The following is a 14,861-nucleotide window of genomic DNA, read 5'->3' as shown; positions in this document are numbered from 1 at the left end:
CCGGTCAATTCTTTGCTTTTTTCACCATAAAATCTATAAAAATAAATAATAAATTTCAAATATTTAATTTTTAAATACTATAATCATTATACTCTAATAGAGCCAATCAACTTCTGTCATATCTGACATGGTGTTTTATCATAAGCTATGTCAGCATATCCCGCATAACGATAAAAAACTGCTGGAAAATATATGACAAAAATGATGAATAAAGCACAAGGGCTAGGCCTATCACTGATTACCCGAATTGCAGGTAGTGAAGTAATTGATCAGTTTAACTTGAGAAAGCTCATTGAAAAGACACTTTACCAAGGCTCTAAAGCTGGTTTTAAAAGTTTAAGCCAATCACAAAAGTTTTTTAAAAGTCAGTCACTAAAAAAACAGCGCTTATCACCTCAAGGAAAAAACCTGTTTGATTTAAACTTGAGTGAAGAACAACAGATGCTCGTTGAAAGTATGCACCAATTTGCACAGGAGATACTTTACCCTCTGGCAGCCCGCGCTGATCATAATGAGACTTTTCCTCAAGAAATCTGGCAACACGCGAAAGACCTAGGACTTAATGAATATGCTTTGCCTGAAGCACTTGGAGGAGTAGCAGACCATTTAAATATTGTTAGCAATATTCTGATTACAGAACAGCTTGGTCGAGGAGATTTCAGTCTGGCTGCTGGGCTACTTTCTGGTTTTAGTGCAATTAATGCCTTGAGTCGCTGGGGTTCTGAACAGGTTCAGGCTAAATACCTGACCGCTTTTAACCACCTCAATGATCTTAAGGCTACTTTTGCAACTCAAGAAAACTCTTCGGCGTTTAACCCTTTTCAGCTAGATACTCAGGCTGTTTTTAAAGATCAGCAGTTTTATATTACTGGAGAAAAAACCTTGGTCCTCTTAGGTGAAACCGCTGATCTGCTCCTTGTGAGTGCTGACTATAATGGACAAGCTGATGTATTCGTAGCAATACGCGATAGTACGGTAAGTTATAAAAAATGTCCTGCCATGGGACTTAAAGCCTGTGAAACTGTCACATTAAAGTTTAATCAAACTCCTGCTGAGCGGCTGGGAGATGAAGACTTTGACTATAGCGCTTTTCTAGATTTAGGCCAGCTGATGTGGTGCGCACTGGCTATCGGCACTTGTGAGGCTGTAAAAAATTACTGTGTTCGTTATGCAAATGAGCGTATGGCATTTGGTGAGCCTATTTCGCATCGTCAGAGTATCGCTTTTATAATTGCAGATATGGCCATTGAGATTGAGGCAATGCGCATGATGCTCTGGAATGCCGCCAGCCTTGCAGAAGCAGGAGAACCCTTTCACCGGGAGGCTTATCTGGCAAAGCTTTTATGTGCAGAAAAATCCATGAAAATTGGTACTGATGGTGTACAGATTTTAGGAGGCCACGGTTTTACCAAGGAATATCCGGTAGAGCGCTGGTATCGGGACTTGCGAGCCACAGCGATTTTGTATTCTGGCTTACACGCTTAAATCAGCCCATTATTATAAAAAAGGTTAAAAAATGAATTTGCAGAATCCAAAAAAGTATAAGCTGATGGTACAGCAAGCTCGAGAGGTTGCTTTACATGTATTACGTCCTATTTCTCGTAAGTATGACAAAGCTGAACACAGCTACCCTAAAGAACTGGATATGATTGCCTCTCTCATCGATGGAATGAATGAAGGGGGCGAAGGACTGAATGCAGGTGCAGCAGTCGGAAAACGTGGCGCCGACATACAGGGTAATAAAAATGGTGTAAATATGTCCACAGCTCTGGGCATTATGGAAATGTGTTACGGCGATACAGGACTATTGCTCAGTATGCCTCGTCAGGGTTTGGGAAATTCTGCCATCGCAGCAGTGGCCAATGACTCACAGTTAGAACGCTTTAAAGGGATGTGGGCTGCAATGGCCATTACCGAACCGGATTGTGGTTCTGACTCTGCAGCAATCCGAACTACAGCAATTAAAGACGGAACAGATTATATACTGAACGGTGAAAAAATCTTTGTAACATCAGGCCAGCGTGCTGATTCAATTGTAGTTTGGGCTACGCTTGACCCTAAGCTCGGCCGTGCAGCAATCAAATCTTTTGTGGTACCGAAAGGTACAGCGGGTATGAAAGTAGAACGACTAGAGCATAAATTAGGAATAAAAGCTTCAGATACAGCGGCTTTCAGTTTTATTAATTGCCGTGTACCAGCTGAAAACTTACTTGGAAATCCGGATATTGATATAGCGAAAGGTTTTGCTGGAGTGATGGAAACTTTTGACAATACACGTCCGCTGGTGGCTGCTATGGCAGTAGGTTGTGCCCGGGCTTCTCTGGAACGTATCAAGGAAATTTTTAAAGAACAGCTTGACCAGAACTATGCTACACCTTATTTACAAACTTCATATCTCGCTGCACAGATTTATAGAATGGAGGCGGAGTGGGAAGCAGCACGTTTACTCACATTAAAAGCTGCCTGGATGGCAGACAACAAGAAACCGAATTCAAAAGAAGCATCAATTGCCAAAGCTAAAGCAGGTCGAATTGGTAATGAAATTACACTAAAATGTGTAGAGCTTGCAGGTAGCGTAGGTTATGGGGAAGACGAACTGTTAGAAAAATGGGCACGTGACTCAAAGATTCTGGATATTTTTGAAGGTACTCAGCAGATTCAACAGCTGATTATTGCCCGGCGCGAGTTAGGAAAAACTTCCAGCGAACTTAAATAGCAAAGATCCGCTTATAGAGAGACAGACTTACAACTAACTGATTTTTTGTTATAACAGTCTGTCTTCTTTTTAAGTTCTGACTAATTCCAATATGTTTAATTTAAGACTTATTCAATCTAAAGATAATCCATCTATTGCCCAAATTATCCGTACTGTCTCTCAGGAATTCGGCCTTGCCAGTGATGCAGGTTTTGCAGTCTCCGATCCCATCTTGGATGATCTATATCAGATTTATCAAGAACCCAACAGTCGCTATTGGATAGTAGAGAGCACACAGGGAAAAATAGTAGGAGGTGGCGGTATTGCACCGCTACAGGGAGATATTTCAATTCTGGAAATCCAGAAAATGTATTTTCTTCCTGAAACTCGAGGATACGGTTTGGCCAAACAGCTTTTACAACAATGTTTTGAATTTGCACAACAGCAAAACTTCCAGAAAATATATCTGGAAACAACTGCCACCTTATATCAAGCTGTCAAACTTTATGAACGACTAGGATTCGAACGTCTTGATCAGCCTTTAGGTAATACAGGACATAGTAATGCTTGTGAAATATGGATGGCGAAAAAACTGGCTTATTAATATAAAAAGCTGATCAATAAAAAAAAGCACCGAAGTGCTTTTTTTATTTTAAAGGCTATTTAATTTTAGCTTTAGATTTTAGATATTGGGTGTAATCTTCCAGCTCCTGCTGCCCACGTAACTGCTGATAGAGCTTACTTAGCTCCTGAAGCTGTTCCGGTGTTAAAGCATTAGAAGTGGTTTTATTAACATTTGCCACAGCAACCAATACCAGCTCATTAGGCAAGGCTGCTGTAGTTACAGACCACATGCCTGCTTTTGGGGCTGCTACACTAAAAGCAGCACGTTCGACTTCGCGCTTTAAGCCTTGAGAACGGGTAAATGTACCAGCGCTCTGGAAAGCTACTTTATGTTTAGCTAAAACCTGTTGAGCTGGTTGGGTTTTAAATTCATCAAGCATGGTTTTAAGCTTCGCGGCAGCTAAACCGGCAGCCTTTTCCTCAATTATTTTAGTTTTAATTGCAGGAGTAGCTTGAGCTAGCGACTGAACTCCTTCAGGCTGATAGTCACGTACTTTAACCCAAACTGCTTCCCCTGTAGCAAGTTGCAGATTGCTAGTTACATTACGATCGCCATTTTTAACATCTTCATTAAAAATACGGGTTTTCACACTTGGGTCATTTAAAACTGGATGACGAGTATTTAAACCAACATTTTTAACTGTTTCTATGCGTGTACCTTTGATTTCTTGAGGCACCACATCAAGTGAATCACTACTAACAACCATTTCATTTAAACTGTTTACCGTATCAGTAAACAAATTTGCAACTTTAGACTTTTGAATTTCAGCAGCCAGACGGCTCTTTTCAGCTTCAAACGAAGGAATATTCTGCGCAAGTGTTTGTGCCTGAATAATATGATAACCATATTGAGTCTTTACGGGTTGAGATATCTGATTTGCTTTTAAACCCAGAACAGCTTTATCAAAAGCTTCAGAATAAATTCCTGTCTGGTAACTCTCAATCAGGCCGCCTTTCGTTTTAGAGTCCGTATCATCTGAATATTGTACAGCTGCCTGTGCGAAATTCATCCCCCCTTGAATCTTTGCATAAACCTCGTTAGCGAGTTTCTGCGCTTGGGTTTCATTTCGGGTATCAGAAGTTGCAATAAGAATATGCTTAACTTCACGCTTTGCATTCTTATTTTGAGCTTCGACAAAATTTGCATAAGCCTGCTGCAACTCAGCATCCGTAACAGGTGCTGCTTTAGCATTTACCTGTTCGGGTGACAACACAATATAATCCACATCTAAATGAGCCGTCTGCTTAAAACTGTTTTTATGCTTCTGATAATAGTTAGCAATGTCCTGCTGGCTAACCTGAATATTCTTTTTATATTCATCTAGCGGAATGCTGGACAGGAATAATGTACGTTGCTCAGTCTGCAAGTTAGCAATCTGATTCATGTCAACTTTGCTGACCAGCGTATAATCTACAAATGTACTATTTAACATTTTTAAAGCATGGTCTTGTCGCAAGTTTGCAATCAGGCCCTGACTGGTTAGCCCGACAGAACGCAAGTAGTTCTCATATAATGTCTGAGAAAATTGTCCATTTTGCTGGAAGCTTGGCTGTTGGGCCAGCATCTGCTCAATTTGTGCATCACTTAAAGAAATACCCAGTTTTTCAGTCTGCTGTAAAATCAGATTCTGTGCAATCAGATGATCCAGTGCCGTTTGCTGAATAAAAGGCTGATTCAGCAAGGTCTCATCGCCATTTACAAAGTTTAAATATTGTTCTTTATAAGATTTAGTCAGTGACTCTAGTTCTTTTTTGGAGATCTCTTGCCCGTTTACTGTAGCAGCGACATTTTCTTTATTACCCCCGCTAAAATATCCTTCAATACCTACAAATGCTAAAGGGGTCAAAAACAAAATTAGCAGGACGATACCAAGCCAACCCTTTATGACTTTACGAAAAGATTCCATAAGTATTCCAATATTTTATTTCGAAGGGATTTTAACTGAAAAACACAAGTGAATGAATGTATAAAGCCAGGCTTTTCTTCATTTTAATAAAAAACGCGCCTTCTGGCGCGTTCTTGAGCCACAAAAGATTAAGCTACAGAATCTTTTAAGCCTTTACCTGCTTTAAAGCTAGGCACTTTGCTTGCTTTAATTTGTAATTCTTCACCAGTTTTAGGGTTACGACCAGTACGAGCCGCGCGTTCTTTCACGCCAAAAGTACCGAAACCCACTAGAGTTACAGTATCACCCTGTTTAAGCGCTTCTGTAATTGAAGCAATAGTCGCATCCAATGCCTTACCAGCATCAGTTTTAGACAATCCCCCTTTTTCTGCAATCGCATCAATTAATTCTGATTTATTCATGAAGATAACGTCCTCTTGATATCGTTTGTTTAAGAACCAAGGCTGTAGTTTAAAAGGCCATGACGCCTTTATAGCAATGCTTAAGGGGAAAACGCAATACTGAAAAATAAGATTTCGCAAAAATTAATGCTAAAAAAATGTTGAAAAATTAGGAAAGTTAAGATTCAGACTGCTTTTTCAACTCTTGTTCTTTCAATATCTGGTTTTCTTTTACTAAAACATCAACCTTATGATGTAATTGTAATATTAACTGTTCCAGATGTTGAATATCTTTAGTAGTAGCCAGTCCAATCCTGCTTAATGAATTCTGAATACTGTGATCTATAGATTTTTCTACGCCATCCTTTATTTCATGAACCGGATTTCGAGAGGGTTCAGTTATTTTACTACCAGCTTCAGCAGAATCTGATGTCTTAGATTCCAGCTCTTCTCCAACCTTGACCAGTGAGTCAAATAATTTATTTCCTTCTTCCTCAGCACGAGAAAATGCACCCAAGCCAGCTAGCCAAATCTGTTTAGTATATTTTCTGAAATCCAGAGCAGACTTTCGGCCGCTTCTTGTACTGTTCTTGGTTCCAGGAATTTTTCTATCTAATGTTGTTTCTTCAACCAGATCCGTTTTGGTATTATCCATTTAAACAATCTCCTGAATATTTTATAAACATTATACTGCATTTAGCTACAAAAATAGCCCTATAATAACAACGCCCGGGCTTGATCGTTTGATTAAACTGTTCTACAAAGCACATTAAATCAGTAAATTATTAAGAGTATGCAGCAGTCTCAGTTCGGGTTAGAGACGGGACGCTCTATTAAATACTAAAGGATAAAGATATATGAGCGAGTCGCAACAAAGAACAAATCATCATTTGTTGCTCACCATTGTGATGATCGTACTGGAAACGGTTTTTTCTTTTGTGTTGAAGCATGATCGGGTCGTTCGCGTACACGCCAAAAAATTTGTTGAAAAGCAAATCGTACTTAAAATTAATAGTTATCTACCCTATTTTGATTTTTATGTACAGTTTAGTCCTCATGGTCTGCTTTTTGACAGCCGTGCTCCTGTAAAGCCGGTTGATTTAGAGATTAACTCTACCCTGCTAGATTTATTACGCATCATTATTTTCGGTAATCGTCGTAGTATTAAAGCCATGCGTATTGCAGGAGATCCTTTATTACGTGACGAGTTTCGTGATCTTATTTTACACTTTAGTGTACCAAAACTATTTGCTGACTGGCGTCAGTGGTTAAAAGAAGCCCCTCAAGAAGATGAAGTCATTGCATCAAGAAAACGTATTGCACCTCTACTTGAAAAAATTGACCAGCAGCGAGTACAAATTAACTCACTTTTGGTGGAAGTAAAATTGCATAAAAGCCGTATTCGGCGCATTGAGCAAAAAAACAAATATTTAAAGCTATCTTTATTGGTTATAAGCCTGCTTTTTATTACTTTATTGATATATACTTTATGGCCAAAATAAAAATATTTTTACTTAGGTTTTAAAACATTACAATTAACCGTAAAAAAACTTGACTATTTTAGTCGGGATTCTTAAAATCTATATATCTAGTCTCAACATGTGTATCGAGTCATGCGCTTAACCACTCGCGGTCGCTACGCAGTGACTGCTCTACTTGATTTAGCTTTGCAGCCAACTGAACAAACGATCACGCTAGCAGAAATTGCTGCCCGCCAAACTATTTCAGTCGCTTACCTTGAGCAGTTATTTGCTAAATTGAAGCGTCATGGTTTAGTTTCCAGTGTTCGCGGTGCTAATGGCGGTTATCACCTTGCACGAACTGCAGATGAAATTACTGTGTTAGAAATTATTGAAGCTGTAAATGAAACTGTTGATGCAACACGCTGCGACCATAAGGGTAACTGTCAAAATGGTGCAATGTGCTTGACTCACGATTTATGGCAAGAACTCTCCCATCACATTGCCGATTATCTTGCGAAAATCACTCTGGCTGATCTTGTAGCCCGTGACAACGTACAGACCGTTGCTATTCGCCAAAACGCACCAGGTTTTGATTCAGCTCTTTTATCGGTTACAGGTATTTGACATGAAACGTCCAATTTATCTTGATTATGCAGCAACTACGCCAGTTGACCCACAGGTTGCTGAACGTATGATGGAATGCTTAACCTTTGATGGTACTTTTGGTAATGCAGCTTCTCGCTCACATGCATATGGCTGGCAGGCAGAAGAAAAAGTTGAATACGCTCGCGAGCAGGTGGCCAATCTGGTTAAAGCTGATCCACGTGAAATTGTCTGGACTTCGGGTGCAACAGAATCTGACAACCTTGCGCTCAAAGGTGTAGCTCAGTTCTATGCTTCCAAAGGCAAACACATTATTACCAGCAAAATTGAACATAAAGCTGTACTTGATACCTGCCGTGAGCTGGAAGAGCAAGGTTTTGAAGTTACTTATCTGGAACCACAGCCACAAACAGGTTTAATTACGCCTGAAATGGTTCAGGCAGCTCTTCGTCCGGATACTATTCTTGTATCTTTAATGATGGTTAACAACGAAATCGGCACCATTACTGATGTTGCTGCTATTGGTGAATTGACCCGTGCCAATAAAACCTTCTTCCATGTAGATGCTGCACAGGCAGCTGGTAAGGTTGAAATTGATCTTTCTACCATGAAAATTGATTTGATGAGTTTTTCAGCTCATAAAATCTATGGTCCTAAAGGTATGGGCGCACTTTATGTACGCCGTACTCCACGTGTACGTCTAAAGGCTCAGATGCATGGTGGTGGTCATGAGCGTGGTATGCGTTCTGGTACTCTGCCAACACATCAAATTGTTGGTATGGGTGAAGCATTCGAACTGGCAGGTAAAAACCTCCAAGCTGAACAGCAACGTCTACGTGTATTACGTGACAAGCTTTGGAATGGTCTGCAAGATCTTGAACAAGTTTTCTTAAATGGTCACCCGACTCAGAACGTTGCCAACTATTTAAATGTCAGCTTCAATTTCGTTGAGGGTGAATCCTTAATGATGGCACTTAAAGATGCTGCAGTTTCAAGTGGTTCGGCTTGTACTTCTGCAACCCTCGAACCATCATATGTACTGCGTGCACTAGGTTTGTCAGACGAACTCGCACATAGCTCTATCCGCTTCAGTTTCGGCAAATATACAACTGAAGAAGATATTGATCACGTATTGGAAATTACCAAAGCTGCTGTTGAGAAATTACGTGAACTTTCTCCGCTTTGGGATATGTATAAAGAAGGCATCGACCTTTCTTCAGTTGAATGGGCTGAACACTGATTTATTGAAATAAGTGTTTTTACCCTCATATTAATATTAAGGCTGACCCCGAGGTTTGGAGAAGCATCATGGCTTATAGCGAAAAAGTAATTGATCATTACGAAAATCCCCGTAATGTGGGCGTGTTAGATAAAAACGCAGAAAATGTAGGTACTGGCATGGTGGGTGCACCAGCATGTGGTGACGTTATGCGTCTTCAGATTCAAGTGAACGATAGCGGTGTAATTGAAGAAGCACGTTTTAAAACTTATGGTTGTGGTTCTGCTATTGCTTCAAGCTCCTTAGTTACCGAATGGTTAAAAGGCAAGACTCTTGATCAGGCGCAAGCGATCAAGAATATTGATATTGCGACTGAACTCGCATTACCGCCGGTTAAAGTTCACTGCTCTGTATTGGCAGAAGATGCGATTAAAGCAGCTATTGAAGATTATCGTAGCAAGAAATCTCAAGCCTGATTAGACGTATCCTAGATAAATTAATGGAGTTTTCATGATCCACTTAACTGAAACTGCTGCAACTCATATTCGAAATTACCTGCAGAACCGTGGTAAGGGTGAAGGCATTCGTATTGGTGTGAAAACTTCTGGTTGTTCCGGTTTGGCTTATGTTCTTGAATTTGTTGATGATATTAATGAACATGATCAAGTTTTTGACCAGGCCGGTGTAAAAGTCTTCGTAGATCCTAAAAGCCTGGTTTACCTGAATGGTCTAGAAATGGACTATGTAAAAAATGGTTTAAATGAAGGCTTTGAGTTCAACAACCCGAACCAGAAAGGTGAATGTGGTTGTGGCGAATCTTTCACAGTCTAAATTACCTTTCTCATGTATCGAAGTTAAAACAGTGCTTCTAGCACTGTTTTAACTGCATTTACCAGCCTGGAAATCATCTTTCATGAATCACTTTGAGTTGTTCAATCTTCCTGTAGCACTCGATATTGATTTGGCAATTTTAAAAAATCAGTTTTTAAAATTGCAGCAACAGTATCATCCAGATAAAGCCACAGATAAAGATCAGGCACTGATCAAATCAAGTGAAATCAATCAGGCATACAAAGTTTTATCACAGGTTGATAGCCGTGCAGCTTATTTGCTGGCCTTAAAAAAGCAGGACTATCATCTTGACCAATCTATTAATGATTTTGAATTCTTGCAGTCAGCTCTGGAAATTCGGGAACAGCTAGATGAAGCTACCGATACTGAGCAGCTTCAAACACTCAAAGAAGAAGTCAGACAATGGATAGATGGACTGGTCCGTGAATTCAAGATTGATTATCAGGAAGAAGACTGGGCTGAAGCACGTGATACTGTGCGTAAACTGCGTTTCTTTCAGAAAGTTCTGCATGACATTGATAAAGCTGAAGACCAGTTGTTAGATGATGACAGCTTTGATTTAGATGATGACTATTAATTTTATTTTTATTACTTGTTTACAAGGGATTTAATACATGGCTCTCTTGCAAATTGCTGAACCGGGTCAATCAAGTGCGCCACATGAACACCGTATTGCAATCGGAATTGACTTAGGAACCACGCACTCGCTTGTCGCGACCGTATTATCAGGAAAAACTAAAGTACTGAATGACGAACAAGGTCGTGTATTACTTCCATCTATTGTGCATTACGGCTTAGATTCGACTCACTATGGCGAAGAGGCCAAGCCTTTTGTTACTAGTGACTCCAAAAATACCATTATTTCTGTTAAGCGCTTCATGGGACGCTCACAGACAGATATTAAATTTCAGCACCCATACACATTGGTGGGTGAAGCCAGTCAGATGCCTGCCTTTGAAACTGTACAAGGCCGTAAAACTCCTGTTGAGATTTCTGCTGATATTTTAAAGCAATTAAAGAGCCGTGCCGAAGTAAGCTTACAAAATCCGGTAAATGGTGCAGTCATTACCGTACCGGCCTATTTCGATGAAGCTCAACGTCAGGCTACCCGTGATGCAGCTCAGCTTGCCGGACTCAATGTCTTACGTTTATTAAATGAGCCTACAGCAGCAGCTGTAGCTTATGGTTTAGATCAGGCAACCAATCTTGCAACTGATCGTAACTATGTGATTTATGACCTAGGTGGCGGCACTTTTGACGTTTCAATTTTACGTTTCAGTCAAGGTGTATTTGAAGTTCTGGCTACTGGAGGCCATACAGCCTTAGGTGGTGATGATCTGGATCGGTTAATTGTAAAGTGGGCAAAAAAAGAACTTAATATTGAAACATTCAATAATCAGGAATATGCACAGGTATTATTTGCTGCACGTCGGGCAAAAGAAGCGTTAACAGATGCTGATTCGACGATGTTGACGATATTAGACCATGCTTTACAGCTTGACCGCCCAACCTTTGAAAGCATTATTAAAGTTGCACTGGATAAAACGATTAGCGTCTGTAAACGTGTTTTGCGTGATGCTAAACTTGAATTATCGGATATTCAGAATGTTGTATTGGTTGGGGGATCTACTCGCTCTTATGCAGTCCAGCGTGCTGTTGCAGAAGTATTCAATCAGGAACCGCTTTGTACTATTAATCCGGATGAAGTTGTGGCAATTGGTGCAGCTATTACTGCGAACCAACTGATTGGTAATACTCAAGAAGGTTCATTATTGTTAGATGTTACACCATTATCGCTTGGTCTTGAAACCATGGGTGGACTGGTAGAACGTCTGATTGGACGTAATACCCCTATTCCGGTAGCTCGCCGTCAAGAATTTACGACTTATCAAGATGGTCAGACTGCTATGCTGATTCATGTCGTGCAAGGTGAACGTGATCTAGTAGAACACTGCCGCAGTTTGGGACGTTTTGTATTACATGGTATTCCGCCTATGACTGCCGGACAGGCCCGTATCGAAGTTACCTTTCAGGTGGATGCGGATGGTTTGCTAACAGTAAGTGCCAAAGAAACTACGTCTGGTGTAAATGCCAAAATTGATATTAAACCTTCTTATGGCCTTTCAGAAGCAGATACTGAACGTTTACTCCTTGAGGGTTTCAAATATGCTGAAGAAGATAAAGATTTACGGCACTTACAAGAAACCAAAGTAGAAGCACAACGTGAACTGGAAGCACTGGAGCAAGCATTAAAGGTTGATGCCGAGCTTTTATCCAAAGACCAGTTAACCGAACTTCAGGCTGCAAAAAATGCTTTAAAAGGCCAATTGGAGCAAAATGATATTCATTCAATTGAGCAGGCAGTTAAACAGCTCAAAGTCCATAGTGATACTTTCGCAGCCTTACGTATGAATCAGCATATTGATCATGCATTAAAAGGTACTAAACTTGATGATTGGTCAAACTCAAACTAGAAAACAGGTAATGACTTATGCCACGTATTAAAGTTCTTCCGCATGCGCAAATTTGCCCAGAAGGTGCCGAGTTTGAAGTTGAACACAATGCCAATCTCTGTGAAAGCCTATTGAAAAATGGCATCAAAATTGAACATGCCTGCGATATGTCCTGTGCCTGTACGACTTGCCATGTCATTGTACGGCAGGGGTTCGACAGCCTTGAAGAAATGAATGATGTAGAAGCAGATCTACTAGACCGTGCTTGGGGACTAGAGCCTGACTCTCGACTTTCCTGTCAGGTAAAAGTGGTAGAGGAAGATCTGGAAATTGAGATACCTAAATACACTATTAACCACGCTTCTGAAAATCACTAAAAAAAAGCCCCTTGCATAAGGGGCTTTTTTAATATGAACAATTAATAACAAGAGCTTAAAACTGATCAACCTTCATATCATTAAAATTTTTACGATTTGAGGTATTCACATGTTCTTGCTCGACCGGCTTGATTTCATCAGCCAGATTAAGCTTAGCTACGCCATGAGAATTCGTTAATTTTTGCTGGGTACGGATGCGCTCAATCATTTGCTCCAGTACTTCCACCAGCTCACTATATTCAAAGTTTTCTACTTCTTCCAGATTAAGAATCAGATGAAATCCTTTATATTCATAATCAAACCATTGCTGATGCTCAAGCCGATGTACCGAGAATTTTTCCATAACTTGCCAAGTACGGACAGGTTCCTGAAATCCCTTTAAATAAATAGGTGTTTTAGGAATACACAGAAATTCACTTCTGATCAGTTTATAAGTTTCATCCGCAATCAGGATCTCATCAATCTCGGCGGCATATTGTAGACGTGCAGCCAGATTAGCATCTCGACCCACAATCGTATAAGCCATACGATGAGCAGCACCATAATTACCCACATGGCAATATCCTGTACTGATCCCCATACGGATATGTAAGGCCGGATATCCCATTTTTTTCCAACGTTCACGTAATAACTTCATCTGCTGACGCATAGCAATTGCCATTTCGATACAAGTTTTCGCGTCCTGCTCTACGCCTTGACTATCTGGATCACCAAAGAAAATCAGTATGGCATCACCCATAAATTTATCAACGGTAGCGCCATATTGCTTGGCGATATCTGTCATATGGCTCAGATATTCATTTAATAAAAATGCCAGATCATCAGGAATTAGAGTTTCAGAAAGTTCAGTAAATCCTTGAATATCTGAAAAAAAGATTGTCATTTTTTTTCGTTTGTATTCAATTTTAGCCTCTACTTCACCATTCATAATCTGCTGACAGAGCTGTAAAGGTGCATAGCGGCTTAACTGATTTGCAAACTCAATATAACGGTTCATTTGTTCAAAATAGTAAAGACGCTGCTGATCGAGCTTTTGAATATGCTGATTCTGATAATAATTACCTAAATTAATAAAAATGATGAGACATAATAAACCGATGACTGTCAGTTCTGGTGAAGTAACTTCAAAGTACTGGAGAGTGCCAAAGACAAACAGGCTATGAAAATAAAAAATAATTATGCTCAGTAAGGCAGCAACCGAAGCCATCAAAAAAGAAATTTTATTATTGATTGATGTGTAAACCAGACCAAAGATAGCCAGAAAAGTAAGGGTCAAGCTCAGGTGTACAGCAGCCAATGTAGTGGCCACAACAATCACATCTAGTAAGAATAATATATTTCTTTTTATTTTATAGTCAAAGCGGTACTTCAACCAACGCTCTAGGCGCCGGCTTACTAGTAAAATCCCCAAAAAAGCAAATGGAAGATAAATTTGATAATTGGTCTCTGGAGCGGTGAAATAATAGATCACCACTGTCAAAGACAGCATGAGATAACCAATTAATCGATGTATAAACTCGAAATGTAAAGGATGCTGCTTTCCTGTTACACGGTTTAGCGACACTCCCGCTCTCCAGTGACTGCGTGAAGACCATACCGGTAGCATGGTCTTGAACAGGCGTCTACTACTAGTCCATACGCCAATCAAACGGCATATCACCCTGACCACGCAAGGCCAGCATTAATGTCTGACGCATATGTGCCAGAACATCATTGGTATAAGGTACAGCAGGTGTACCCCATACAGGTTTAGGCCATGCAACATCATTCTGATAGCGAACAACATGATGGAAATGCAATTGTGGAACCATATTGCCCAAAGCAGCTACATTCATTTTATCTGCACGGAACACACGGGCAAGCTGACTTGATAGCCAGCTTGATTCGCGTAAGAATTGTTCTTGGTCAGCTTGGCTAAGTTCGTATAATTCAGTAATGCCAGGTACACGTGGCACAAGGATAAGCCACGGGAATTGCATATCATTCATCAGACGACATGTTGAAAGCGGAAAATCGCCAACAAAAAAAGTATCTTGAGCAAGTTGTGGATGCAAACTAAACATATCTTTATAAATGATGCAATAACAATGATAGCTAATACTATCACATCCAATATGGTGTGAATATTCTGAGAACTGCCTTTCCTTACAAATAATTATTAATTTATCTCAAATTTTATAAGTCCAAGATAAATGAATAAAGGTACCTGTTGCTTTAAGTTTTTTTTATTACTTACTGATACTTAACCCGTCAAAAAGGTTTGCGAAGACTTGTTCAGTCCTCGCCTT

The 14,861-nt window shown here is 40.0% G+C and carries 16 protein-coding genes; 11 read left to right on the top strand and 5 right to left on the bottom strand.

All coding sequences use genetic code 11. The annotated features are described in order from the left end of the window. Nucleotides 1-192: 192 nt before the first annotated feature. The 3 genes from ABZP31_RS06055 to ABZP31_RS06045 all read left to right on the top strand — a co-directional run bounded on the left by ABZP31_RS06055 (nucleotide 193) and on the right by ABZP31_RS06045 (nucleotide 3,299). Nucleotides 193-1,485 (top strand): acyl-CoA dehydrogenase family protein, encoded by a 1,293-nt coding sequence (locus ABZP31_RS06055; protein ID WP_367156936.1) that lies wholly within the window; start codon nucleotides 193-195, stop codon nucleotides 1,483-1,485. Between the two features lie 31 nt (nucleotides 1,486-1,516). Next, the gene (locus ABZP31_RS06050) at nucleotides 1,517-2,716 is read left to right on the top strand and encodes an acyl-CoA dehydrogenase family protein (protein ID WP_005025699.1); all 1,200 of its coding nucleotides are present in this window, start codon (nucleotides 1,517-1,519) and stop codon (nucleotides 2,714-2,716) included. 91 nt (nucleotides 2,717-2,807) lie between these two features. Next, the gene (locus ABZP31_RS06045) at nucleotides 2,808-3,299 is read left to right on the top strand and encodes a GNAT family N-acetyltransferase (RefSeq protein WP_005025698.1); all 492 of its coding nucleotides are present in this window, start codon (nucleotides 2,808-2,810) and stop codon (nucleotides 3,297-3,299) included. A gap of 55 nt (nucleotides 3,300-3,354) precedes the next feature. Here ABZP31_RS06045 and ABZP31_RS06040 read toward each other — a convergent pair whose 3' ends face one another. The 3 genes from ABZP31_RS06040 to ABZP31_RS06030 form a co-directional block, all read right to left on the bottom strand. Further along, a complete protein-coding gene (locus tag ABZP31_RS06040; protein WP_248134216.1) occupies nucleotides 3,355-5,226 on the bottom strand; it encodes a SurA N-terminal domain-containing protein in 1,872 nt (623 codons plus the stop codon). Between the two features lie 128 nt (nucleotides 5,227-5,354). Next, nucleotides 5,355-5,627: an HU family DNA-binding protein gene (locus ABZP31_RS06035; RefSeq protein WP_005014561.1), complete on the bottom strand. Its 273-nt coding sequence runs from the start codon at nucleotides 5,625-5,627 to the stop codon at nucleotides 5,355-5,357. Between the two features lie 157 nt (nucleotides 5,628-5,784). Next, complete coding sequence (locus ABZP31_RS06030) at nucleotides 5,785-6,261, bottom strand: phasin family protein (RefSeq protein ID WP_005405581.1); 477 nt, start codon at nucleotides 6,259-6,261, stop codon at nucleotides 5,785-5,787. Nucleotides 6,262-6,463: 202 nt separating this feature from the next. Here ABZP31_RS06030 and ABZP31_RS06025 point away from each other — a divergent pair, with 202 nt between their 5' ends. From ABZP31_RS06025 to fdx, 8 genes are all read left to right on the top strand, one after another. Further along, nucleotides 6,464-7,108 (top strand): hypothetical protein, encoded by a 645-nt coding sequence (locus ABZP31_RS06025; RefSeq protein WP_005025696.1) that lies wholly within the window; start codon nucleotides 6,464-6,466, stop codon nucleotides 7,106-7,108. A 111-nt stretch (nucleotides 7,109-7,219) separates the two neighbouring features. Then, complete coding sequence (locus ABZP31_RS06020) at nucleotides 7,220-7,693, top strand: Rrf2 family transcriptional regulator (protein ID WP_005014565.1); 474 nt, start codon at nucleotides 7,220-7,222, stop codon at nucleotides 7,691-7,693. A gap of 1 nt (nucleotide 7,694) precedes the next feature. After that, entirely contained in the window at nucleotides 7,695-8,912 is a 1,218-nt protein-coding gene (locus tag ABZP31_RS06015) for an IscS subfamily cysteine desulfurase (RefSeq protein WP_005014567.1), read from the top strand. Nucleotides 8,913-8,980: 68 nt separating this feature from the next. Continuing rightward, on the top strand, nucleotides 8,981-9,367 hold the full coding sequence (gene iscU / locus ABZP31_RS06010; protein WP_005014568.1) for a Fe-S cluster assembly scaffold IscU: 387 nt from the start codon (nucleotides 8,981-8,983) through the stop codon (nucleotides 9,365-9,367). 34 nt (nucleotides 9,368-9,401) lie between these two features. Next, nucleotides 9,402-9,722 (top strand): iron-sulfur cluster assembly protein IscA, encoded by a 321-nt coding sequence (gene iscA / locus ABZP31_RS06005; protein WP_005014569.1) that lies wholly within the window; start codon nucleotides 9,402-9,404, stop codon nucleotides 9,720-9,722. 82 nt (nucleotides 9,723-9,804) lie between these two features. After that, nucleotides 9,805-10,320 (top strand): Fe-S protein assembly co-chaperone HscB, encoded by a 516-nt coding sequence (gene hscB, locus ABZP31_RS06000; protein ID WP_005014570.1) that lies wholly within the window; start codon nucleotides 9,805-9,807, stop codon nucleotides 10,318-10,320. A gap of 37 nt (nucleotides 10,321-10,357) precedes the next feature. After that, a complete protein-coding gene (gene hscA / locus ABZP31_RS05995; protein WP_174498896.1) occupies nucleotides 10,358-12,217 on the top strand; it encodes a Fe-S protein assembly chaperone HscA in 1,860 nt (619 codons plus the stop codon). A 17-nt stretch (nucleotides 12,218-12,234) separates the two neighbouring features. Continuing rightward, the gene (gene fdx / locus ABZP31_RS05990) at nucleotides 12,235-12,573 is read left to right on the top strand and encodes an ISC system 2Fe-2S type ferredoxin (protein WP_005405599.1); all 339 of its coding nucleotides are present in this window, start codon (nucleotides 12,235-12,237) and stop codon (nucleotides 12,571-12,573) included. Nucleotides 12,574-12,628: 55 nt separating this feature from the next. Here the strand turns inward: fdx and ABZP31_RS05985 are convergent, their stop codons facing one another. Together ABZP31_RS05985 and ABZP31_RS05980 are read right to left on the bottom strand one after the other, a co-directional pair. Continuing rightward, nucleotides 12,629-14,137, bottom strand: a complete 1,509-nt coding sequence (locus tag ABZP31_RS05985) for an adenylate/guanylate cyclase domain-containing protein (protein WP_005025692.1) — start codon at nucleotides 14,135-14,137, stop codon at nucleotides 12,629-12,631. A 64-nt stretch (nucleotides 14,138-14,201) separates the two neighbouring features. Next, complete coding sequence (locus tag ABZP31_RS05980; RefSeq protein WP_005014577.1) at nucleotides 14,202-14,636, bottom strand: HIT domain-containing protein; 435 nt, start codon at nucleotides 14,634-14,636, stop codon at nucleotides 14,202-14,204. Between the last annotated feature and the right edge of the window lie 225 nt (nucleotides 14,637-14,861).

This window comes from Acinetobacter sp. FL, from assembly GCF_040744925.1.
Taxonomy (GTDB): Bacteria; Pseudomonadota; Gammaproteobacteria; order Pseudomonadales; family Moraxellaceae; genus Acinetobacter; species Acinetobacter radioresistens.
This window is presented reverse-complemented; position numbering and strand designations above follow the sequence as displayed.